The sequence below is a fragment of the Acetobacter ascendens genome (genome assembly GCF_001766235.1).
GTDB lineage: Bacteria > Pseudomonadota > Alphaproteobacteria > Acetobacterales > Acetobacteraceae > Acetobacter > Acetobacter ascendens.
Genome location: NZ_CP015164.1, coordinates 1,542,738 through 1,564,643, shown reverse-complemented (window position 1 = coordinate 1,564,643; position 21,906 = coordinate 1,542,738). Strand labels below are relative to the sequence as shown.

Here is a 21,906-nt window from a genome sequence, read left to right as displayed (position 1 = left end):
CAGTTGCATTTTGCATTGAGTTCTGAATTTATGGGTAACCATGATTCAGGATATGATGAGTGGCGGTGCGTCTGTTGAAGAGACGCTGGAATTATGGGCGCGCTCGCTTCGGTCCGCCAAGGATCGGATGGCGCCGCTGTTCACGCAGAAGCGTGTTGCGGCTTCTGCGTGTGCCTTCCTTGACGTTCTGATTGGCAATGAACCACGCAAGACGGGATGGATGCGAGCGGAAGCCGTAGGAGATCCCGGTCCATGGCGGCAGCAGGCGCTTCTGGGGCGCGGGCACTGGGATGCCGAGGTCCTTCGTGATGTCGTCAGGGATTATGTGATTGAGCATCTGGGCACTGAAGAGGGCGTGCTGGTCATTGATGAGACCGGTTTTCTGAAGAAGGGTCAGGCGTCCTGCGGTGTGGGGCGGCAGTATACGGGATCTGCCGGCAAGATCACGAACTGCCAGATTGGTGTGTTTGGCGCTTATGTTTCGGAACGGGGGCATGCCTTTATTGACCGCGCCCTGTATCTTCCAAAAGACTGGACATCAAAGCCTGAGCGCCTGAAGCAGGCCCACGTTCCCGATGACGTGGTGTTCGCAACCAAACCGGCGTTAGCCTCAATGATGATTGAGCGGAATATTGAGGCCGGTGTGCCCTTCCGCTGGGTTGCAGCAGACAGCGTGTATGGCGTCGGCGATGTGGAACGCACGCTTCGCCGGGCAGGAATTGGATACGTTCTTGGGGTCAAGGGCAATCACTGGTTCGGATCATGGACAATGGAACCGCTGATTGCCGGAGAGGCGAAAGATATTGCAGCAGGACTGCCAGACCAGGCCTGGCGTCGTCTGTCAGCGGGGCACGGCACAAAAGGTGAGCGACTTTATGACTGGGCGTATCTTCCGCTTGCTGATCTGGATGCTGAAGAATTTGACAGCCCTATAGCCGGACCATGGACACGTGGCCTGTTGATCCGCCGAAACATCTCTGACGGGGACCTTGCCTATTTTACGACCTGGAGCCCGAAAGGGACAACCACGCAGGAACTCGTGAACGTTGAAGGGACGCGCTGGAGGATCGAAGAATGTTTCGAGACGGCCAAAAACGAATTTGGTCTTGATCATAACGAGACCCGCTCCTGGCATGGTTGGCATCGGCATGTCTCTCTGGTCATGCTGGCCTATGCCGTCATGGCAAGTGTCCGGTATCAGGCAAACTCATTGAAACCGAAAAAAACACAACGCAGAACACGATAATCGTCGTCCGCTGGTCCATTCAGGAAATCAGGCGCCTCGTCGTAAAACTTGCACAACGCAGACTACCTGTCTCTCACATCCTCAGATGGTCCGTCTTTCGACGAACACATCAGGCCAGCGCTATCCGCGCTCACTCACGACACAAAATGCAACTGTAGTGCTAGAAAACTCGGACCATTCATTCGCATTGCGCAGTTGAAAGTCGTCGACAATCTTCAACCATTCCTGCAGACGTTTCACGACCTGGTCGATAGAAGGGCGTTCGACTGGATCATGTTGCGTGCAATCGGTGAGCAATACATCCAATGTGGTGGTATATTCCTCTGGCATGAAATTCTTCAAGCCGACTCTCGATAACGCCACATACGGCCCGTCGAACCCAAGAGGTTCTCCGGTCAGGAAAATCCAAAGCGTTTTCGCAAACGAGAACACATCGGCGGGCAGACCATCCGCGCCGGCGGCTTCCCGCCGCATTTCCGGCGCCATCGTATAAACTTGGCACCGACGTCACGGCGAGGCTTAGTGATGGGGGTGAGATCGGGGTATTTCACAAGTCCGAATTCCGAGAAACATAGACGGTCGTCCCAGCCGAGAAGGTTCTGCGGTTTGATGTCCCAGTGTGCGATTGTTTTCGCGTGGAGGGTAGTCAGCGTCTCCCCAAGACGATCGATCTTTTGTCAGCCTTTTTCAGAAACTCTGTGCTTCCGGTTGCCAGAGGCATGACATACCAAGGACGCGCGCTCTTTCCATCCGGAAAGCAGAAGTCTAGCATCGGCACGATGCCTTTCAAATCGTCTAGTTTTTGCAAAGCAGAGATTTCATTGCGGAATCTAGCATAAGGTTCCTCTCCGAGATCACGCAGGATTTTAATGGCCGCGTTTGGATAATCTGAATGCGAAGCCCGCCACACATCTGCGTTTCCGCCGGAATCGATAGCTTCAACAAGCGTCCAGTTCCCGAGTTTATCGCCTACTTTGAGGGCTTTTAATTTAGTACCCATTACTGCTCGTTTTGAATAATAATTGTCTCACCAGAATATTTTTACCAGACGAGAGCATCCTTAAGAAGAGCGGTTCGATAGCGGCTGCGAAGTGTTCCTCTAAACTGTCTTCGCTTTGAGGTTACGCTGTTAGCTGCTCGGACAAGAAGATAGGCAATGACGCGATGTAAATTTTTCTATGAACCCATAATTGGGTGCCGACGAAGCACCTGGCGGAGCTTGCTCTGACTGAATGGGCCTTCTGTAGGTGTGAAGACATTTTTGTGTCGTCGCAGCAAGTCAGGTTGCCTCACGTCGCAAGGACTTCGACGTTAGCAATAGCCATAAAGACCAAAAACCAGCGTTCAGCTTCCAACTTGGAGTTCGCTGAGGCCAAAGTGCAAAATCATGTCAGCTTTAGGGAAAGTTCGTTTGGATCGAGAATGACCGGGATGAGGCGTAAGCGGAATCTCTGAATCTTTTTGCATGGTTGCCGGAGTTTTTGCTCAGGTGATAGATTTATCATAAAAAACAAAAGATATTTGAACAGTTCTTGGCCAGACTGAAGTAGTTCAGAGGCATAACTTTACACATCATGTTCTATGTCAGGCCTGTGACCTGACGAGGCATTTCTTTCTACGTAGAAACCCGTTGTCTGGTGGCCATTCAGGTTCACGTCATCTTAGCGCGTTATAGGGGCAAAGATGCCAACGCAACAACGGCGTGCTGTGGATCGTATTAGGAAGGCCAGATACAGGTTATGCAACGGGTAATACGTTACGGATTGTCAATTCTGATAACACTCAGCCTGTGCGGATGTGTCTCTTATACCGAAACAGAAAGTATCTGTAAGGGAACGGAAGAAGGTATTCTTCTGCATATAGATGGCTCATATGCGGGCTATCCACATTCTGTTTTACGGCCTGCAGTCTTGCAGAGTGTTGCCTGTCCTATAGGAGAAACAGAACTTCAGGTATTTCACGCCATTGCTGTGCCTCCACCACATATGCGGGTGTCTATCAAGCGGCCGGCCGGGCAGGGGCGGTTGGGATCGCTTTCCGTCACATTATTTTCGCAAGGGCGTTTTGTGATTGGTGAACGCATGGCCCTGACGTCTTTTTCACGCACCCAGTCACCTTCATCCATAAAAGGCGACATCAACTTGGCAACGGTCAATCTATGGAATGACCTCGCCTCCCGAATTACGCATAACAAGCCGATTATTCCGTAGAAGGCTGCGTGTAACCTCATGCGTGAAATCCTGCTGTTAAGTATTGTGACATTTTCATTGGACATATTTTCCGCGAATGCCCAGAACATGCCAGAAAAAATAGATTTTCATAGAGCCGTTAATATAGCCTGGGCGGTTGATCCTGTGCGTACGGAATTGCAGGTTGGCCATCATTCTGCAAAGGCGCGCAGCAGTGCGGCAGGATCATGGTTTGCTGGCGGACCAACTCTGTCTGGTGAATATATGGATGACCATGCAATCGGGAGTAATGAAGGGTACACCACCTATCAGGGAGGGGTGTCCGTACCGCTCTGGTTGCCAGGGCAGGGAAGCGCCACGCGTCAGGTCGCAAGTGCTGAAGCTGCATCTCTGGATGAGCAGCTAAATGTTGAACACCTGTCGCTTTCCATAAGGATATTGGATGGGGCGGCCAAAGCACAGATTGCTCGGGAACGTTTAAAGGCGGCAAATCAACTGTATGAGTATGCAAGCAGGATAAACAGTTTGATTGCCCATTCTGCGCATATGGGTGAATCTTCATCTTCGGAAAGCCAGATAGCACAGTCAGAAATGGAAAATGCCCGTAATGAACAGGCATTGGCGCAGGAATATCTGGAAAATTCTCAGGCTGAACTGGAAGTTTTATTTACCCAGCCAGTTGAGGTTGATCTTTCTCATGGCGCAGATATGGCACATGTGCGGTTTGTGGAACCACGTGATATGGAAGACAATGATCCGCGCGTAAAAGCCGCACACAAAAATGTTGAAGCCGCACAAGCTAATATGAAGCTTGCCCGCCGCTCTTTTATGCCCAACCCGGAACTGGGCATCGATGTAATTCATGAAAAACAGTATGGCAGCCCATGGGATGACCGGGTTGGTGTCAATTTCAGCATCCCACTACCAAGCGAGGTCCGGAATACACCGATTATGTCTGAGGCCAGCAACAGGCTTGCTTCTGCCAATAGTCAGGAAATACAGGCCCGGCGCATGGTGCATCTGGAAATATCCCGTGTGCGGGCTCGGCTGATGGCCGCCACAGCGGCCCGGCAGACCACCCGTATAGCCGCCGCAAATATGCAAAAGCGTGCAGCGGCAGAAGAGCATACATGGCGGGTGGGAGAGGCAACACTCGAAACTGTCATGCAGGCAGAACAGGCCGCCTGCAATGCGCAATTTGCCAACGCCCGTGCAGAGGTGGAATGGCATGCCGCAACGCTGCGTATGATGATTGCCATGGGGATTACACCATGAAAGGGCGCATCCTTCTGTATTTCGCTGTGTGTTTTTGTATGTCGTCTCTCGCCAATGCGGAAGATCAGATACTCCCTTCAGTTGTCGCGCTGGATACAGAAGCGATAAAAAATGAAGGTATTACAGTAATATTTTCAAAATATGGTAAGTTTTCTCGTATTTTGCCAGTTGTCAGCCGGGTTATGCCCGATACCACGCGGCTTGTGTATATCCACTCAGCCGGAAGTGGCAAAGTGCTGGACGTTTTGGTGCAGCCAGGTGCTTCGGTCCGTAAAGGACAGGCTCTGCTGCGCTATCAGGATCATTCCCTTCATGGTGCACGGCTTCAGGCCATTCAGATGCGTGCCGCGTTAACAGCTGCCATTGCCAGTAGAAATGATGCTGCAGCCGCAGTGCAGCGCGCAAAACAACTGGTTGGTCAAACCCTTTCATTGGCAGAGCTGCGCCGCAGGCAGGATATTCTGGCGCAGGCAGATGCAACCATGCGGGCCCGACAGGCAGATGTGGATACATTGGGTCATCGGTTTAATGAGGAGTTCAATTCATCCTCTGAACAAAGCAGTCGGAAACAGCAGGATGAGGTATCAACCCTGATCTCTCCGGTTGATGGTATGGTGCAAACGCTGGACACATCTGTCGCTGCAGACCTAACGCCAACTACAAACGTGGCGAGCGTGGCAGATCTATCTGACGTGTGGATTGTTTCGGACATTGCGCCGGAACAGGCAGCACGTCTTCAGCCCGGGGGACTACAGACCACAGAGACCAACGATGGTGCCATCACATCCCGGATTGATACAGTGGATGGTATGGCCAACCCGCAAACAGGGTTGGTGCGTGTTATCAGCCGTGTTTCCAACCCAACTGGTGCGTTGGTTCCAGGCATGGTGCTGGATGCCAGCCTGACGGAGCGTGACAGTGTAACGGGAATTGTCCTGCCTTCAGATGCCATTCAGAAAATTGGTGTCCATAACGTCGTGTTTGTGCAGATAGATAAAACGCATTACCGGCCTGTGATGGTGAATATAGCCTTGGATGATGGTAAGCACGCGGTTGTAAGCTCAGGCTTGAAAGAGGGTGAGGCAGTGGTCAGCTACGGCAGTTTTGCCCTGAAATCAATTATCGGGCTGGCCGGAATGGACGCAGACTGATGGCCCGTAAATACCTGGAGACTTTGCTGCGGGCCCGTATGCCAGTGCTGGGTGGACTGGCTCTGATATTGGCGGCAGGTATTATGGCAGTGCTGGAACTGCCTGTGGAGGCTGTGCCAGATATTTCACCAAAGCAGGTTCTTGTCTCTGTTGTGGCGCCCGGCCTTGCGACCGAGGAAGTGGAAAAACTGATCACCTTTCCGGTTGAAGCCAGCATGACTGGTATTCCCGGCATGACGGATCTGCGATCGGTTTCTCGTGGTGGGGTCTCGGTTGTTTATGTGCAGTTTGCTGATGATACGGATATCAATCTTGACCGCACACGGGTGAATGAACGCATCCAGCAGGCGCGGGGTTCCATATCTGTGCCGGGCATTACTGTAAGCATGGGGCCGCTTGCAACGGGCATGGGTGAAATCATGCAGTTCCAGATCAAGGGGGCGGGGCGCTCACTTATGGAACTCAACCGGATCATGAACTGGACGGTAGTGCCGCAGATGCGGCTTGTACCGGGTGTTGTGGATGTAAACGTCAATGGTGGCGCGGAAGAAACCTATGAGGTTGCGCTGGATCCTGCCCGGCTGATTGCCAGCAACCTTTCAGTGAGTGAGGTTTATCGCGCGGTGGATGCAAACAATGCGGCATCAGGCGGTGGGTGGATCACTCATCATGCCGAGCAGCAGAGTGTGGTCGGGCGTGGGTTGGTGGGCAGTCTTGCTGATTTTGGCAACATTGCCGTACGCGCCAATGCCGATGGCTCCATTATACGCCTGCGTGATCTTGGGCGCATTACAACTGGCGCACGCACACGTCTTGGCGCTGTTACCCGTGATGGGCAGGGCGAAATTGTGATTGGCGTGGTGATGATGGAAAGTGGCGCAAGTTCCAACGCTACATTGGCCGCCATCAATCATGCCTTGCCCGGTATAAGGCAATCCCTGCCAGCAGGTGTTACATTGGAGCCCTATTACACCCGCGCCACATTAACCGGGCAAACAATTGCGACCGTGCGCGATAACCTGCTGATGGGTGCCGTGCTGGTGATAGCGGTGCTTGTGGTTGTGATTGGAAGCTGGCAGGCCGCTCTGGTAATTGCCTCCGTTATTCCAGTGGCTCTTGTCTGCGCCATGGCCGGTATGCGGTATTTTGGCATTTCAGCTAATCTGCTTAGCCTTGGCGCAATTGATTTTGGCATGATTGTTGATGGCTCATTGGTGGTTATTGAGCATATCCTTTCAAGGCGGGAGGAGGAGCCAGAAGCCGCGTTTATGCCGCTGGTTGTCTCGTCCGTTCAGCAGGTCATACGGCCTGTCGGCTTCGCCATACTGGTCATCATTATGGTCTATCTGCCTATTCTTACCCTGCAGGGCATTGAAGGGCATATGTTCCGGCCCATGGCGCAAACGGTTATCATGGCGCTTCTAGCTTCGCTGGCTTACTGCTTCATCTGTATTCCCGTAATTGCGGCTCTGACTCTGGCGCGTGTGCGGCCAAAAGGAGATACATGGCTGATTGCTCGCCTGCGCGCTCCATATGCACATCTGACAGAGTGGGGAGAAGCACATCCGCGGCTTCTGTTTGGGGGCACGCTGGCTGTTCTGGTGTTATCGGCAGGTCTTGCAACACGTCTGGGCGGGGAGTTCATTCCCCAGCTTGATGAAGGGGCTTTGGCTGTTACCACCACACGTCTGCCCTCAGCATCTCTGGAGACTGTACTTGCATCGGTGACCAAACAGGAACAGATTTTGCGGCGTTTTCCTGAGGTCAAAACGGTTGTCAGCAACACTGGCACATCCGCCATTCCCACAGATCCGATGGGTGTGAATGAGACTGACAGCTTCATTCTTCTCAATCCGCCATCAACATGGAAAACCGCGCGTACGCAGGCTGGGTTGGTGGCTGCAATGGATGAGACACTGCGGCGAGAATTGCCAGATGCGCTGTATTCCTGGAGCCAGCCGGTGCAGATGCGCATGGATGATCTGCTCTCTGGCGTAAGAACACAGATTGCGGTTTCGATTTTTGGTGATGATCTGGCAACACTCGCCACTCTGGGGGGCAAGGTTGTAGCTGCTATTTCAAGTGTAAAAGGTGCCGCAGATGTGGCAGCGGCGGGTGATGGCAGTGTGCCGCTGGTTGTGGTGGACATTGATCGCGCACAGGCTGCCAGCCGCAACGTGGCAGTACAGGATATTCTGGATACGGTGGAAGCCATAGGCGGGCATGTTGGTGCGCGGCCTGTTATTGTTGGCAATGCCATTATCAGCACGCAGGTGCGCCTGAACGGCCGCCATGTGGCTTCAGCGGCAGCTATTGCTGCCTTGCCTGTCCGGCGTATGGATGGGCAGGGGAATGTCATGCTTTCACAAGTGGCGCGTGTGCATGAAGTTGATGGTACACCACGTATCAGTCGTGATGGTGTGCGCCGCCGCATGGTTGTGCAAGCGAATGTGCGAGGGCGGGATCTTGCCTCCTTTGTTACCGAGGCGCAGCAGCGTGTGACGCATGATGTGCATCTGCCATCGGGCTACACCATGCAATGGGATGGGCAGTTCCGTAACCTGCATTCAGCTGTGCAACGTCTGGAAATTGTTCTGCCTCTTGCTCTTGGTCTGATATTTGCTTTGCTGGCTGTAACCTTTGGCGCAATCCGGCCCGCACTCTTGGTTTTTATCAATCTGCCTGTGGCTGCAACCGGCGGCATTATTATGCTGACATTACGTGGAATGCCCTTCAGTATTTCAGCAGGTATTGGATTTATTGCCCTGTTTGGGGTGGCTATTCTGAATGGCGTTGTGCTGGTGAGCGAAATAGCCGCATTGCGCGCGCGAGGGATGGCCGTGGCGCAGGCGGCTTTTGTGGGCGCAAAAGCCCGCTTCAGACCGGTTATGGCTACGGCGTTGGTGGCCAGCCTTGGCTTCTTTCCCATGGCGTTTTCTGAAAGTGCCGGGGCAGAAGTGGAAAGACCTTTGGCCAGTGTGGTGATTGGCGGACTGGTGACATCCACGCTGCTCACTCTGCTGGTGCTGCCATCCCTGTATGCTCGTGTCATGCGAGAGGAGGTTCAGAACTGATGCGTATCCTCATTGTGGAAGACGAGCACGATCTTGGGGCAGCCGTGCAGGAGCGTATGCGGCAGGATGGACATGCTGTGGATTGGTTCATGACTCTGGAAGATGCACGCGCAGCCGTGGCAACTGTGGATTATGACTTCATGCTGCTGGATCTTGGGCTGCCAGATGGCAATGGGCGCGATCTGCTGCGAGAGATCCGCCGTAAGTCCTTTGATACCGCCATTCTGATCACAACGGCAGAAGACCAGATCAGTGACAGGATCGCAGGTTTGTCCGATGGAGCGGATGATTACATCGTCAAACCCTATGATTTGAATGAACTGGTGGCGCGGATTGCGGCAGTCGCCCGCCGGTATGTCGCGCCACGCAGGCAGGCCTGCTACCAGATGGGCGAGATTGTTATTGATCGGGAAAATCGTTCCGTAACGCGTAACGAGATGGAACTTGAGTTAACAGCACGGGAATGGGCAATCATGGAATTGCTGTCTCGCAGGCCCGGACGCATTTATTCCCGCCAGCAGATTGATACAGCCCTGTATGCGCTGGATCAGGATGTTGGCAGTAATACGGTTGAGGTTTTTATTAGTCGCCTGCGTAAAAAGGTTGGCAATACGGTTATAAAAACCGTGCGTGGCCGGGGTTATTGCCTGGCCGATAGAGCAGACGCATGAAAAACTGGAGCCTTGCGACCCGGATTGTCAGTGGTGTTCTGTGTGTGGTCACGCTGAGCCTTCTTGCCCTTAGTATCGCAGTTGCCGGTTTTACGCGGTACGAAATAACAGAACGTCTGGACAATTCCTTGCAGGAAGTATCCGAACGTTTGCAGGCTATCATTACTATACAGCCGCATAAAGCCCAGTCAGACAACGTGGCATGGGTGCCCGATGTGGGGCCACGAACACTCGCGTATCAGGTTGTTGATCAATCTGGCCATGTTGTTCTGCGTTCTCAAAATGCACCGGTTGAGCCTTTTGTGCCTGATATTCATACAGGTTTTGCTAATACGCCTTTGTTTAGGGTTTATATTGCAGCACCTACGGCCACGGCTTATCGTGTTTTGGTTGGGGAACCCACGTTGCATCGGCGAGAGGCCACATGGCGCGCAACGGCTATGGCCGTTTTGCCGATACTGATCTTTTTGCCCGTAATTTGGGTGTTGGTGCGCCTGATAGTGCGTCGTGCCTTGCGGCCTTTGAACCGTTTGCATGATGAAATGCAATCTCGCGGCAGTGGCAATTTAAGCCCTATTTCGTCACTTGATTTGCCGGTCGAACTGGTTTCTATCCAGCATGCCGTAAACACGCTTCTGTCCCGCCTTAAAACAGCACTTTCTACGGAACGCGCTTTTGCAGCAAGTGCAGCGCATGAATTGCGTAACCCACTTGGTGCCCTGCTTGCGCAGGTACAGATGCTGGGGCGCATGTTGCCTGAAGGATCTTCGGCTAATAAGCGGGTGGAAATTATTGCGGATCGCACTCGCAGATTGGCCCGAACGGTTGAAAAACTGCTACAATTTTCACGTGCATCTTCTGGCGTTGCTTTTCGGCGAGATCGATTTGATCTGCTGGTCGTATTATATGTGCTGGTTGATGATCTGGGGCATCTACCACATGCTGGCCGGAGTATTAATTTAAAAGCCAAGGGTATTGGCCATATTTTTGTTTATGGAGATATGGACGCAACCGGTATTCTGTTGCGCAATCTACTTGAAAATGCCCTCTTGCATGGCACTTCCGATATGCCAGTAAAGGTTGAGGTAAAACCTGAGGGCTGTATTGACGTTATTAATGATTGTCCTGCCTTGGCCCCAGACACATTGGCCCAACTGACAAGCCCATTTGTGCGTGGTGGCAGTTCCAGAAATGGAAGCGGCCTTGGTTTAGCAATTGCCAGTAATATTGCCAGACAGATGGATGCGCGCTTGCAATTACAATCACCTCTTACTGGTTCTGCGCGGGGATTAAGTGTTTCTCTATGTTTCCCTAACCCAGAAATCATATTGCTGTCTGAAGAAACTTGACAGTAACACGTTCAGGTTTGCGTCATGTTTGCGATGTATGATGTTCTAGATGAAATGATTCCTGTTGTGATCTCTCTTTTGAAAAGAAATGTTTTTCAAAAAATGCAGGCGGTTGAAAGTACATCAATCAAATATGGGAAATAATATCTTGAACAGCCAGAAAGAAACGCATGCAACATCTCGTTTGGGATGGCTGCGGGCCGCTGTGTTGGGTGCGAATGATGGCATTCTGTCAACATCCAGCCTTATTATGGGTGTTGCGAGTGCCCATGCCAGTCGAGAAAATATTTTGCTGGCTGGAATATCAAGCCTCGTGGCCGGAGCCATGTCTATGGCTGCAGGAGAGTATGTTTCTGTCAGTTCACAGGCAGATTCAGAAAAAGCTGATCTTGCTCGTGAAAAGCAGGAGCTTGGCAGCAGTTGGGATACCGAAGTTGGCGAACTGGCTGATATATATCGCCAGCGTGGGCTGGATGATGCTCTGGCGTGCAAGGTTGCACAGCAACTCATGCAGCATGACGCATTGGGGGCTCATGCTCGTGATGAATTGGGTATTTCCGATGCAACATCTGCACGACCAATACAAGCGGCCTGTGCATCGGCTGGGGCATTTTCGTCTGGCGCAATACTTCCGGTGTTGGCTGCATTACTCTCATCTTCATCTATTGTATCATGGGCTGTGTCCGCAGTCTCACTCATAAGCTTGGCGTTACTTGGAGTTGTAGGGGCCCGTGCAGGTGGTGCTGCACCTTTGCGGCCTACCTTGCGCGTCCTATTTTGGGGTATTGTCGCTATGGTGGGAACAACTTTTGTTGGGAAAATGTTTGGTGGCCTATAAAGGAATTATCATTATTATATAATACCATCTTGTTTTTCATAAATGTTATTTTTATGGGAATATAATTGTAGAAATACAACGTTTATTATGTGAATTCATCATCAACCATATAATTTATTTTTTGTCTTTAACAGCGGAATTTTTCTTAATTAATATATATATCGGAACAGATTTAAGTTCTGAGAGCCCTTTTGGAAATTCGCTATGATAGGTTTTCAAGAGGTTTTGAGCGTGATTCAAAGGCAGGATGTGGACGCCAGCACAACGAGGTCGCATGGCCGGAATTACACGCAAGACGAAACGCTATCCGTCTGATCTGACAGATGAGGAATGGGAGCGCATAGCGCCTCTGATGCCCCCTGCGAACCGGCGTGGTCGGAAACGGACAACCGATTTCCGTGAGATCATCAATGCTCTGCGCTATCTCGTGCGCTCAGGCTGCGGTTGGGAGATGCTTCCGGTTCATTTTGGCCCATGGCAAACGGTTTACTGGTGGTTCCGCAGGCTGATGCGCCGTTTCCTGTTCCAGACCATTCATGATGTCTGTCTGATGCTCGATCGTGAAGCGACAGGACGCGAAACCAGTCCATCGGGTGGTGTCATTGATAGCCAGAGTATCAAGGCACCCCACGCAAAGACACGTGGTTATGACGCAGGCAAGAAGATCGTCGGTCGGAAACGTCACATCGCAGTTGATACGGATGGCCGCCTTCTCCTGGTCCAGCTGACAACAGCCGATATTTCGGACAGTGCAGGAGGACAGATGATCCTTGACGCGGAAATCTCACAGAAGGGTTGTACATCGGGTTAGATTATGAAAAAGTCTGTTTTGCACAAAAGAAATTTTCGTAAGCTATAAGAAAACCCGATGCAGACAGAGTGTAGCGCAGGCGCGTATGAGTTTCCAGCCTCCTGTGGACGGCGTGTTGTGGCCCGTTTTGACGGGGGTCGCATGAGTTCGGATGGCGGTGTCATTCTGGTGAAGCAGGCTGATGACATTCTGGGGCTCAGCCGCCGCTTTGCTGCCTGTTTTCGCGATGAACGGCATCCCGGCTTTGTGGAATACCGGGTTGAAGACCTTGTCCGTCAGCGGATCATGGGCCTGGCACTGGGCTATGAAGACCTTAATGACCATGACGCTTTACGTCATGATCCTGTCATGGGTCTGGTATCGGGACGTCTGTCAGGAAGCCGGGCCAACTGTGCGGCACTGGCAGGAAAATCCACGCTGAACCGGTTGGAGCGCAGTGGGCAGCAGGCAGATCGTTACTGCCGCATCATTGCTGATCATGAGGCCCTGGCTACCCTGTTCGTGACGCTTTTCATGGACCAGCATGAGCGCGCACCCGCCCGGATCGTTCTGGATGTGGATGCCACCGATGACCGTATCCATGGCCATCAGGAAGGCCGCGCCTTTCATGGATATTACGGCCATAACTGCTATCTGCCCCTGTATGTCTTCTGCGGGGACCATCTCCTCAGCGCTACCCTGCGCACGGCAGACAGGGACCCGGGGAAGGAAGCACTGGCAGACATCCGCCGGATCGTGGAGCAGATCAGGAGCCGCTGGCCCCGGGTGCGTATCCTGGTGCGTGGGGACAGCGGTTTCGCCCGGGACAGTCTGATGACATGGTGCGAAGACAACCACGTTGACTTCCTGTTTGGGCTTGCAGGCAACACCCGCCTGTATGACCGGATTGCCTCTTTGTCCGCTGAGGTTCGTGACGAAGCCGCCACGACAGGCAGAGCTGCGCGCGGCTTTGCCTCCTTTGACTGGATCACAAAGGACAGCTGGACGCGCCGCAGGCGGGTCGTGGCCAAGGCCGAATGGCGCCATGGCAACCGCTATCATCGCTTTATTGTCACCACGCTACCGCAGGGAATGTCCGACCCCCGCCATCTCTACGAACAGATTTACTGCGCACGCGGGGATATGGAAAACCGCATCAAGGAATGCCAGATGGATCTGTTCTCAGACAGGACCTCGTCCCACACCATCCGGGCCAACCAGCTCCGGCTGTGGTTCTCGGCCGCAGCCTATGTCCTGCTGACCGCTCTGCAAAGACTGGCCCTTGGCCAGACCAGCCTGGAGACGGCGACCTGTGGCACCATACGCGCACGACTGCTCAAAATCGCGACACGTGTAACGCTCAGCGTCCGTCGGATTGTCCTGTCCATGCCGGACATGTTCCCCTGTCAGCATGAATTCGCCCTCGCTCATGCACGATTGCGAAGGCTCCGGCAGGCCATCTGAAGAAACAGACAGTGCACAGACCACATAGCTTCCACCAACACTGCCTTCTCAGGCCGTGACACCCTCACTGCGTTCAGAACCCGCCGCCAGAAGCAGAATATCGTCAATATTCCAGATCGGGCTCCTGTGGGATGACTGAATTCTACAAAATGACCCGAAATTGCCTCAAGTGTGAGAAATCCGCGTTGATGCCATTCGCAAACACTGGCCTTGGGTGAAGCACCTGTTTGCCGATGGAGCCTATGACCGCCTCCAGTTGATGGATAAGGCCACTTTTCTCGACTTCACAGTCGAGATCATCCGGCGGTCAGAGACAGCAAAAGGGTTTGAAATCCTGCCGCGTCGGTGGGTTGTGGAACGGACCTTCGGTTGGATGATCCGCTGGCGTCGCCTTGTGAAGGACTACGAACAGCGGATCGACGTCGCAGAGGCCATGATCTACATCGCCATGGGAAGCCTCATGCTACGCCGAAACGCTCATCCGTGAATTTCCAAAAGGGCTCTTATAAGACGAGTTTATAATGCATATAGAATGAATGATGATTTAATAATCATATATAAAATATTGATATATTTTATTTTTATATTGATACTAATCAATAAATTCTGATGGTTCATAGGTATATACACTTGTCTTGCGGCATGGTATGTGATGCCAGCCGCAAAACTTGCGGCATGGTATGTGATGCCAGCCGCAAAATAGGAGGCGAGTTACTATGCCAAAATCAGTAGTTAATCCCGAATTCCTTCCCATTCTTGAGAAAATGCCATCTTTTGATGGTCTTTCGTCGCTTTCACTGCCAGAAGTGCGAGAAGTTTTTCTAACATCTGTGCGCCTTATAGAAGGTCGGCCTCTGCCAGATGTTATCACGCGGGAAGAATACGTACCGGGGTTGAACAATGCCCCAGATGTGCGTGTGGTTGTTTATACGCCGCGTGAAGTGCAGCCCAATGCGCCTGCCATGGTTTTTATTCATGGTGGCGGTCTTGTTTCTGGCCATCCAGAAGTGGAGGACCCCAAATGCCAAAAGCTGGCTAGTGATCTGGGATTTCAGGTTTTCTCGGTAGATTATCGGCTGGCGCCTGAGGTCAAATATCCCGGTGCGATTGAAGACTGTTACGCAGTGCTGAAATGGGTGCATGAAAACGCCAGTAAACTTGGTATTTCGCGTGATAAGGTTGTTGTTGCGGGTGAAAGTGCAGGTGGTGGTTTAAGTGCTGCGCTGAGCCTGATGGCGCGTGACAAAAAAGAATACAAACTGGCTTTTCAGTTGCTTATTTACCCCATGCTGGATGATCGCACGGCAATAAACAGTGATCCGGGCGCCAATTTTGGCGAATTTGTCTGGACACGCTCTGCCAATAAATACGCATGGCAGGCTTACCTGGATGATAAAGCGGGTGGCCCACAAACGCCGCCATATGCAGCTGCGGGCCGAGCAACTGATCTGGCGGGTTTGCCCCCTACCTTTATTGGTGTCGGATCAATGGATCTGTTTTTGAAAGAAGACCTTGATTACGCAACCCGCCTAATGGCTGCAGCCGTACCCACAGAAGTTATGGTGGTGCCGGGGGCGTACCATGTGTTTGATATGTATGTGCCGGATGCCGAACTTTCCCGTAGGTTTATGGATGCCTACTGTGCAGCACTTAAACGCACATTGAATCTGTAAAATCAACAGTGCCTGACAGGTTATTTAGCCTGTCAGGCTGCGGTGTTAGATTTACCCACCACCTCTGCATGAAGCCATTTCTCTTGTAGAAACCGCTTCCGATGCCGCTTTGCGAAGCTGCACCGCGCAATTTTGTGCTGAAATAATCATTCTTTGTGCTGCGTTGGAAAAAGGCAATCTGCCCCCACTTTTGTTTGCGGCAATAAGGGCCAGATCTTTATACGCATCTACAAAAATATTTTGTGCAACACTGCCTATATCTTCACAGCCGCCCAAGTCTGTTGGCTGGAACATGTTTTTTGCACGAAAACAAAGCAGAGAGACCTTTTCCCCAGCGGAATAAGATGAGGCAGCATTCACACCATTATTGGAAAGATAGGCCTGTACATTATCTATTCCTGATGGGGAGGAGGCATAATCAACATAAAAATCTTCCCCTGTTTGAGAAACAGCAAGAGCTTGCCCAGTAATGTAGATGGGTTTGTCCATAGGAAAATTTTTTGCAGCCGTAGAGGAATTAGACTTCCATTCTGCCCAATAGGCTTGCGCAGTTACGGCTGTTGGGCGTGGAAAAACTGGTGCCCAATTTATAAGGCTTTTGCCGCCGCTTAAGAATGTTTTGATATCATTAGTGAGTAAAATGGAGGCTGCATCTACGTAAGAATAGGCGTCATCTACACTCTGCGGCGCAGAAGAGGCCATAACTGGGGTTGCCCATATCAGCATGGCAACCAGAAGTAACTTTTTCAAATTCATCTCCCTTCTTTGTCCGCAATTATATCTTTGGAGAGAAGAAGGAGGGAGTCCCGGTCTAAAATTTGGCAGCAGGTGGTTTTTGGCCACCCGCCTGCGCAATTATCAGGAATGTGCGGCAATAACGGTTTTTGCCAGAGATTCAATTTCAGAGGCTTCTACGCCTTCTGGGTTGCGTTCTGCTTTTTTGGCAACTTCGCGCTCGGCTTCACCAGCCTTTACGCCGCCTTTAAGCACATAATTTGCCAGTTCACGCACTTCTTCCTTGGTTGCCAATTTGGGCTGCTTAAGGGCGCGTTCTGCCAGATGAAAAAGGGAGCTGGTTTCGTGCGGTGCTTTATCAGTCATGGAAAATATCCTTTTGTCTTGATGCTTAAACCTAAGCATTTGTTCATTTTACGAAATGGGGATGTCTCTTGCATTCAGCTACGGGTAAGGCGGGATAGCTGCTATGTGCTGCGCAGATTGCATAGGTTGGGGCAGGAAATCTTTTATTCCGCTGGTGTTATTTTTGTTCGTACATCCGTAAGATAAAGCAGAAACTGGCCCTACCAGCACTGCCGAGGAATGGATGAGATATTTATGGTCAGGCATGCGTGCATGTCTGGATCGTGCTTTTGATATTTCTGGCCGAGGGTCCAGTATCCCCCAGGAAGTGGTGGCGGGTATCACCACCTTTGGGGCTATGGCCTATATTATGGCAGTTAACCCCAATATTCTGGCCTCTGCCGGCTTAGACCAGCATGCCATGGTTATCACCACTATTGCCTCTGCGGTTGTAGGGTCCTTTATCATGGCTGTGGGGGCTAATCTGCCCATCGCGCTGGCACCTGTTATGAGCAGCAATGTGGTTTTCGCCCAGATTGTTGTTGTGCGTATGGGGGTGCCGCCTGCTCAGGCCTTTACCATGGTGTTGTTGGGTGGGGTGGCATTTCTGTTTCTCTCCCTCACACCGTGGCGGCGCAGAATTGTTGAAACATTTCCGCTTTCAGTCAAACAGGGCATTCATTTTGCTATTGGGGCCTTTGTGGCTCATATCGGCATTGTAAATGGTGGTTTGGTAACCAAGGGTGGGGAAGGGTTGGTATTCGGGCAACTGTCCAACCCTGTTGTATTGTTGGCGCTGGCCGGTGTTTTTCTGGCCATGATGTTAAAATGGGCCCGTATACCAGCCGCCATTTTGGTGTCTGTTATTGCTGTAACAATAGCCGGGTTATGGGTTGCGCACCCAGATGGCAGCAAAGTTACGCAATTGCCTGCGCATTGGATGGATTGGCCTTCCTACCCATGGTTCATGTTATTCCCGTATGATTTTCACGGTTTGTTTGCCAATCTGTTTCTGGTTTTGCCCATAACGCTATATTTCTTTTTGGGTGATTTTTTTGATGCCACCGGCACCATGATGGCCGTGATGCAGCGTTCTGGCCTGAAAGATAGGCAAGGGCAGCCTTTGCTGGCGAAATCGGCTTTTGTGGCAGATGCAACAGCTAGCGTTATTGGGTCTGCTTTGGGCACATCCACAGTTTCGGCTTATCTGGAATCTCTGGTGGGGGTGGAAGAAGGTGGTCGCACAGGGCTAACAGCGCTTGTGGTGGCTTGTTTGTTTGCTGTGTCATCTATTTTATGGCCGCTTATTATCTGCGTGCCTGCTGTGGCCACCGCTCCGGCTCTTATTCTGGTTGGTCTGGGTATGCTTGGTAGCCTGCCAGATTTGAAAGCTTTGGCTGTGCAGGAGCGGGTTATTCCGCTGTTTATGCTGCTTGTCACCGTACTGACGGGTGATTTTATGGTCAGTCTGGCATTTGGTTTGCTGCTGCATACAGCCTTTGTGCTGACAACCCGCAAATGGGCGGAACTCACCCTGATGCTGTGCGGGTTGGACTGTGTGTTTATTTTGTATCTGGTGCTTTCATCCAGATTAGGCAGCTAAAAAACAAAACAGGCCGCTGTGAATATGGCAGCCTGTGTTTGGGTATATCAGAACCCGATCACAGCATCGCCACCAAAGGTGAACATGCCGTTGTTGCGGCCACCGTTAAAAGGTGTGGTGCCATTAAGGGAGCGATCAAACCGAATTTCCGGCCGAAGCTGGAATACGCGCACATGGTGCCCCAAATCTGGATGATACACGACGTTTAAAGACAGATCTCCATACGTGGTACCGTGGCCAGAGGGGCCAGCAACAGTTTCTCCACCCGTGCCAGCCAAGGCTTCCATATAAGAATTGTTGCCGCGGAAGGTGGCCACCATCATGTTGTTATTATCGCGGTAGATTTCGCCGCGATAATTGAAGGTGAATTCCTTGTTGATCTTGTAGCTTAGAAAGCTGACAAAACTTTCTGCATCAGCACCAGCAAACTGTCCGCGCGCACCAATGCCGCGCACGCCTTCATCATGCAGATAGTTGAATTCTGCGGTAACAGAGAGCTTGTCATTGATATCATAGGTGGCGTTGATATCGTTCCAGAAGCGTTGTGCATGATCGGCTTCGTAATGCCCGACCGAGCGCCAAGAGTTTTCTGGTCCAACACGGCTGAGTTCTACAATGCGTAGTTTGCCATGTGCAAGGTTGTTAAGGTTGAAGCCAAAATAAGCCGCAGGCATGTGGTTGTTATCAGAACTGCCAAAGGATGTCTGGTTGCCGGTATCAATCCCGAAAGTCACATCCACCATTGGTGTTACGTGCCAGTTAAACATAGCGCCAATATGTTCAAACGGCACAGAATATTCAGATGTATAAGCAAGCGTATAAAAGGCGCGGGATGTAGGGTCCAACCCTTCAACACCCATTGGGGCTTGCAAAATACCAACCTGCATATCCAGCTCGCCTTTTGTCAGCCACGGTAGATGCACATCTACATGCGCTTGGGCGGGAATAAGCTGGTAACGCGCCTTCCATTCCTGATCCGAAATACCCAGCACATGGTAGTATCTGGCATCGGACCCATACAGCCCCTCTAGCGTGAAGCCGATTTGATATTCGTTCAGGCTGGAGTCGATAGCTTTGGAGAGAGTGAATTCAGCTTGGTTGAGCTGTACCTGGTTAGCATGGTCGGCCAGAAAATCTCCGTAGTTATAGCCGGGGTTGGGGCGAGCCGGATTGGCCATGATCCCGCCTTCAATCTGCCCCGTAAGGGTAATATCAGACAGCCAGCGGTCCAAGCTGGAACTGCTTGTTTTCAGGCTTGTAAAGGGCAGAACCTGCGCATGTGCCGTTTTATGCAAAGCAGGAAGCAGCAACGAAGATGCGGAAAGAAGCAGCAGAACTTTCTGTTTTTTAGGGAGCGTCGTCATGGAGGGTTATTTCCCTTCAGTGCGGCTGTTACATGGCCAGAGCGTTTGGCAGTCTAGGCAGAAACATTCCGATAAAGAAATAAAAAAGAAATGATGAATGTTCTTCATCCACGGCACCGGACTATCGGCTATAATTTCTGCCGCATTTGTTGGCGCAGGTCATTGCAGCGTTTTGTATAATGCGCGGCCTTAAACGCAGTAATAAAGTTGATGAAAAATGCCGCAGCCAAAGAGAGGAACGAAAGTAATGTGAGCAATTCTCCAGATGTTCGGATTGGATCATCGTAATGCAGGCCGGAATACCACAGCAAACTTATGCTCACGATTGCACCAATAAAGCCAAAAACACCGGTTGTTTTAATCATGGAATCTTCCACAGTTTCAAACTCTGCTGTTTCACGCCATAGGTCAAAAAGCTGGCGGTCTATTTCTCCTACCGCGCCTGCGTGGGCTGCTTTATCTTCTGTTGTCACTTTGTGTGGGTTTTTGCGGTATATTTCCAGCTCCTGCCGCGCCTTGGAAAACACACGGCGGCGTTCCTTAATGGCGGGGATGCTGATATCCACAAAGCTGAGAATAGCAACATTCAAGCCAGCGGAAAGCTGGATGATAGCCTGAAAATCCCCCCAAGAAACAGCCATTACGTCCCCGTTTGCGGTAGATACTGGGGGTGTTTTAGCGTTTGAGGGGCTGGCTGAAAAAGGTATAGCCAGCATGTCTGCTATTCCGGGGCAGGAAACATGCTGGCTAAATGCTTGTTATTTAAAGCGAGCAGTTACCTTGGCAATGCGAACGCCGTAAGTGGTGGCTGTTTCCAGATCACCGCTCGGAATTTCATCCACACTGGCATCAGATGGGCTTTGCACCAGCAGGCCAGCGGCACCACCCAGCACGTTGATATCTGCTTTTGTGGCAGCTTTGGTGTTGGAGGGTAGCAGGTCAAGACTGATCCAGATACCACCGTGCTGTGCCGCCAGAACCTGAAACCATGCCATGGTGCAACCTTTATCTCCCACCGGGCTAGCGCTGTTTGTAAAACCGGCAAACAGCTTGTTCTGCCATCCACGATTGAACCAGATGCGGGATGTGGCATCTGCAAATTTCTTAAATTGCCAACTGGCATTGCCCATATAGGTGGGAGAGCCAAACACAATGGTTTTAGCTTTGTCTAAAGTTTCCCAGCCGTTTTCGGGCAGATCACCATTTTGATCAATTTCCAACAATGCCGCGTTGGCACCTTTAGCAACATATTCTGCTACTCTGCGCGTGTGGCCAAACCCAGAATGATAAACCACCACAATATCAGACATTTATTTTACACCCTTGCAATCAAGCTGGTTAGAAAAAGGAACCTCCGCACAGATTGGCGGTTTTCTATTCTCTCGATAAGGGTGATTTTTGACAATTCATCTCGCACTCTCAGAGTGAGATGAGGGACCTAACATGCAGATATAAAAAACGCCGCAGGGTGAGTGCGGCGCTTGTATAGATATTTAAATCTGCTCGATTGTTGAAAAATCGAAGTTTTGCCCCTTGGGGTTTTCTCCCAACCTGATGCTGGTGGGAGAGGGCATGGAATAGGGCGGCACAGGCAGATTATATGGAGCTGGTGCACCCTTATAAACCCGGCCTGCCAGATCAAACTTTGATCCGTGGCACGGGCAGCCATAGCCGCCACATGTATCGGCTGTGTTGCCTGTAGGCTGGTTAAGGCCCGGTACACAGCCTAAATGCGTGCAAATACCCACGTAAACGCCATATTCTGGCACAAGAGAGCGATGCCAGTTGCGGGCATAAGCGGGTTGCTGGTTTGCAGCAGACTCTGCATCCCGCAGTTTTTCGGCCAGCGCGTGGTCTTGCAGCAGAGCAATTTCTTCTGGCGTGCGGCGCATGATAAAGACAGGCTTGCCTTGCCACACAACCGTCATCTGCTGGCCGGGGGTCAGCTTGGAAATATCAACATCCACCGGTAGATGGGCAGATGCACTATCTTGCGGCTTCAGGCTTTGCACAAACGGAACAGCACAGGCTGCCAAGCCTGTAACTGTGCCTGCCGTGGTTACAATTCCCAAAAAGTCACGGCGTCCGGGGGCTTGTTCTGTTGCTGCGGTTTCTTCGGTTTCGCGTGTCATGCTGTTC

19 protein-coding genes and 2 pseudogenes are annotated in these 21,906 nt (G+C 51.5%); 13 read left to right on the top strand and 8 right to left on the bottom strand.

The genetic code is table 11. The features are described 5' to 3' along the window. Window positions 1-40 precede the first annotated feature (40 nt). Window positions 41-1,246: an IS701 family transposase gene (locus A4S02_RS07515; protein ID WP_070323398.1), complete on the top strand. Its 1,206-nt coding sequence runs from the start codon at window positions 41-43 to the stop codon at window positions 1,244-1,246. A 120-nt stretch (window positions 1,247-1,366) separates the two neighbouring features. Here A4S02_RS07515 and A4S02_RS07510 read toward each other — a convergent pair whose 3' ends face one another. Both A4S02_RS07510 and A4S02_RS07505 read right to left on the bottom strand, forming a co-directional pair. After that, entirely contained in the window at window positions 1,367-1,720 is a 354-nt protein-coding gene (locus tag A4S02_RS07510) for a protein kinase family protein (protein ID WP_070323397.1), read from the bottom strand. A 172-nt stretch (window positions 1,721-1,892) separates the two neighbouring features. Beyond that, window positions 1,893-2,246, bottom strand: coding sequence for a protein kinase family protein (locus tag A4S02_RS07505; protein WP_070323396.1), 354 nt, complete (start codon window positions 2,244-2,246; stop codon window positions 1,893-1,895). Between the two features lie 739 nt (window positions 2,247-2,985). Here A4S02_RS07505 and A4S02_RS16090 point away from each other — a divergent pair. The 11 genes and pseudogenes from A4S02_RS16090 (at window position 2,986) to A4S02_RS07450 (ending at window position 15,720) form a co-directional block, all read left to right on the top strand. After that, on the top strand, window positions 2,986-3,456 hold the full coding sequence (locus A4S02_RS16090) for a hypothetical protein (protein ID WP_070323395.1): 471 nt from the start codon (window positions 2,986-2,988) through the stop codon (window positions 3,454-3,456). 18 nt (window positions 3,457-3,474) lie between these two features. Next, window positions 3,475-4,710 (top strand): TolC family protein, encoded by a 1,236-nt coding sequence (locus A4S02_RS07495; protein WP_070323394.1) that lies wholly within the window; start codon window positions 3,475-3,477, stop codon window positions 4,708-4,710. Beyond that, entirely contained in the window at window positions 4,707-5,861 is a 1,155-nt protein-coding gene (locus A4S02_RS07490; protein ID WP_070324214.1) for an efflux RND transporter periplasmic adaptor subunit, read from the top strand. The genes A4S02_RS07495 and A4S02_RS07490 overlap by 4 nt, the downstream gene beginning before the upstream one ends. Beyond that, window positions 5,861-8,935, top strand: coding sequence for an efflux RND transporter permease subunit (locus tag A4S02_RS07485; protein WP_070323393.1), 3,075 nt, complete (start codon window positions 5,861-5,863; stop codon window positions 8,933-8,935). The genes A4S02_RS07490 and A4S02_RS07485 overlap by 1 nt, the downstream gene beginning before the upstream one ends. Continuing rightward, window positions 8,935-9,606, top strand: a complete 672-nt coding sequence (locus A4S02_RS07480) for a response regulator transcription factor (RefSeq protein ID WP_070323392.1) — start codon at window positions 8,935-8,937, stop codon at window positions 9,604-9,606. The genes A4S02_RS07485 and A4S02_RS07480 overlap by 1 nt, the downstream gene beginning before the upstream one ends. Next, window positions 9,603-10,955 carry a sensor histidine kinase gene (locus A4S02_RS07475; RefSeq protein ID WP_070323391.1) on the top strand — a complete coding sequence of 451 codons (1,353 nt, stop codon included), beginning with the start codon at window positions 9,603-9,605 and terminating at the stop codon, window positions 10,953-10,955. Before A4S02_RS07480 ends, A4S02_RS07475 begins: the two co-directional genes overlap by 4 nt. Window positions 10,956-11,088: 133 nt before the next feature. After that, window positions 11,089-11,793 (top strand): VIT1/CCC1 transporter family protein, encoded by a 705-nt coding sequence (locus tag A4S02_RS07470; protein WP_070323390.1) that lies wholly within the window; start codon window positions 11,089-11,091, stop codon window positions 11,791-11,793. A gap of 247 nt (window positions 11,794-12,040) precedes the next feature. Continuing rightward, window positions 12,041-12,571, top strand: a pseudogene (locus A4S02_RS07465) (IS5-like element IS12528 family transposase); the annotation flags it as partial. A gap of 90 nt (window positions 12,572-12,661) precedes the next feature. Next, window positions 12,662-14,047, top strand: coding sequence for an IS1380 family transposase (locus A4S02_RS07460; RefSeq protein ID WP_070323251.1), 1,386 nt, complete (start codon window positions 12,662-12,664; stop codon window positions 14,045-14,047). A gap of 184 nt (window positions 14,048-14,231) precedes the next feature. Further along, a pseudogene (locus A4S02_RS07455) lies at window positions 14,232-14,534 on the top strand (transposase); the annotation flags it as partial. 229 nt (window positions 14,535-14,763) lie between these two features. Then, entirely contained in the window at window positions 14,764-15,720 is a 957-nt protein-coding gene (locus tag A4S02_RS07450; RefSeq protein ID WP_070323389.1) for an alpha/beta hydrolase, read from the top strand. Between the two features lie 51 nt (window positions 15,721-15,771). On the opposite strand, the gene A4S02_RS07445 is transcribed toward A4S02_RS07450, so the two are convergent. After that, window positions 15,772-16,476 (bottom strand): hypothetical protein, encoded by a 705-nt coding sequence (locus tag A4S02_RS07445; protein ID WP_070323388.1) that lies wholly within the window; start codon window positions 16,474-16,476, stop codon window positions 15,772-15,774. A 102-nt stretch (window positions 16,477-16,578) separates the two neighbouring features. After that, the gene (locus A4S02_RS07440; RefSeq protein ID WP_003624576.1) at window positions 16,579-16,821 is read right to left on the bottom strand and encodes a hypothetical protein; all 243 of its coding nucleotides are present in this window, start codon (window positions 16,819-16,821) and stop codon (window positions 16,579-16,581) included. A 223-nt stretch (window positions 16,822-17,044) separates the two neighbouring features. Between A4S02_RS07440 and A4S02_RS07435 the strand changes: the two genes are divergently transcribed. Further along, window positions 17,045-18,403: an NCS2 family permease gene (locus A4S02_RS07435; protein ID WP_070323387.1), complete on the top strand. Its 1,359-nt coding sequence runs from the start codon at window positions 17,045-17,047 to the stop codon at window positions 18,401-18,403. 47 nt (window positions 18,404-18,450) lie between these two features. Here A4S02_RS07435 and A4S02_RS07430 read toward each other — a convergent pair whose 3' ends face one another. The 4 genes from A4S02_RS07430 to petA form a co-directional block, all read right to left on the bottom strand. Continuing rightward, window positions 18,451-19,767 carry an outer membrane beta-barrel protein gene (locus tag A4S02_RS07430; protein WP_070323386.1) on the bottom strand — a complete coding sequence of 439 codons (1,317 nt, stop codon included), beginning with the start codon at window positions 19,765-19,767 and terminating at the stop codon, window positions 18,451-18,453. A gap of 128 nt (window positions 19,768-19,895) precedes the next feature. Then, window positions 19,896-20,483 carry a hypothetical protein gene (locus A4S02_RS07425; RefSeq protein ID WP_208858869.1) on the bottom strand — a complete coding sequence of 196 codons (588 nt, stop codon included), beginning with the start codon at window positions 20,481-20,483 and terminating at the stop codon, window positions 19,896-19,898. A 42-nt stretch (window positions 20,484-20,525) separates the two neighbouring features. Next, window positions 20,526-21,077 (bottom strand): flavodoxin family protein, encoded by a 552-nt coding sequence (locus A4S02_RS07420; protein WP_070323384.1) that lies wholly within the window; start codon window positions 21,075-21,077, stop codon window positions 20,526-20,528. Window positions 21,078-21,260: 183 nt separating this feature from the next. After that, on the bottom strand, window positions 21,261-21,899 hold the full coding sequence (gene petA, locus A4S02_RS07415; RefSeq protein WP_019088193.1) for a ubiquinol-cytochrome c reductase iron-sulfur subunit: 639 nt from the start codon (window positions 21,897-21,899) through the stop codon (window positions 21,261-21,263). Between the last annotated feature and the right edge of the window lie 7 nt (window positions 21,900-21,906).

What these genes read in the sequence shown, in the direction of transcription:
- A4S02_RS07425 (WP_208858869.1), bottom strand. Translation starts at nt 20,483, where the DNA reads ATGCTGGCTATACCTTTTTCAGCCAGCCCCTCAAACGCTAAAACACCC.
- A4S02_RS07420 (WP_070323384.1), bottom strand. Translation starts at nt 21,077, where the DNA reads ATGTCTGATATTGTGGTGGTTTATCATTCTGGGTTTGGCCACACGCGC.
- A4S02_RS07450 (WP_070323389.1), top strand. Translation starts at nt 14,764, where the DNA reads ATGCCAAAATCAGTAGTTAATCCCGAATTCCTTCCCATTCTTGAGAAA.
- A4S02_RS07485 (WP_070323393.1), top strand. Translation starts at nt 5,861, where the DNA reads ATGGCCCGTAAATACCTGGAGACTTTGCTGCGGGCCCGTATGCCAGTG.
- A4S02_RS16090 (WP_070323395.1), top strand. Translation starts at nt 2,986, where the DNA reads ATGCAACGGGTAATACGTTACGGATTGTCAATTCTGATAACACTCAGC.
- A4S02_RS07495 (WP_070323394.1), top strand. Translation starts at nt 3,475, where the DNA reads ATGCGTGAAATCCTGCTGTTAAGTATTGTGACATTTTCATTGGACATA.
- A4S02_RS07430 (WP_070323386.1), bottom strand. Translation starts at nt 19,767, where the DNA reads ATGACGACGCTCCCTAAAAAACAGAAAGTTCTGCTGCTTCTTTCCGCA.
- A4S02_RS07475 (WP_070323391.1), top strand. Translation starts at nt 9,603, where the DNA reads ATGAAAAACTGGAGCCTTGCGACCCGGATTGTCAGTGGTGTTCTGTGT.
- A4S02_RS07515 (WP_070323398.1), top strand. Translation starts at nt 41, where the DNA reads ATGATTCAGGATATGATGAGTGGCGGTGCGTCTGTTGAAGAGACGCTG.
- A4S02_RS07460 (WP_070323251.1), top strand. Translation starts at nt 12,662, where the DNA reads ATGCAGACAGAGTGTAGCGCAGGCGCGTATGAGTTTCCAGCCTCCTGT.
- A4S02_RS07435 (WP_070323387.1), top strand. Translation starts at nt 17,045, where the DNA reads ATGAGATATTTATGGTCAGGCATGCGTGCATGTCTGGATCGTGCTTTT.
- petA (WP_019088193.1), bottom strand. Translation starts at nt 21,899, where the DNA reads ATGACACGCGAAACCGAAGAAACCGCAGCAACAGAACAAGCCCCCGGA.
- A4S02_RS07445 (WP_070323388.1), bottom strand. Translation starts at nt 16,476, where the DNA reads ATGAATTTGAAAAAGTTACTTCTGGTTGCCATGCTGATATGGGCAACC.
- A4S02_RS07490 (WP_070324214.1), top strand. Translation starts at nt 4,707, where the DNA reads ATGAAAGGGCGCATCCTTCTGTATTTCGCTGTGTGTTTTTGTATGTCG.
- A4S02_RS07505 (WP_070323396.1), bottom strand. Translation starts at nt 2,246, where the DNA reads ATGGGTACTAAATTAAAAGCCCTCAAAGTAGGCGATAAACTCGGGAAC.
- A4S02_RS07440 (WP_003624576.1), bottom strand. Translation starts at nt 16,821, where the DNA reads ATGACTGATAAAGCACCGCACGAAACCAGCTCCCTTTTTCATCTGGCA.
- A4S02_RS07510 (WP_070323397.1), bottom strand. Translation starts at nt 1,720, where the DNA reads ATGCGGCGGGAAGCCGCCGGCGCGGATGGTCTGCCCGCCGATGTGTTC.
- A4S02_RS07480 (WP_070323392.1), top strand. Translation starts at nt 8,935, where the DNA reads ATGCGTATCCTCATTGTGGAAGACGAGCACGATCTTGGGGCAGCCGTG.
- A4S02_RS07470 (WP_070323390.1), top strand. Translation starts at nt 11,089, where the DNA reads ATGGGAAATAATATCTTGAACAGCCAGAAAGAAACGCATGCAACATCT.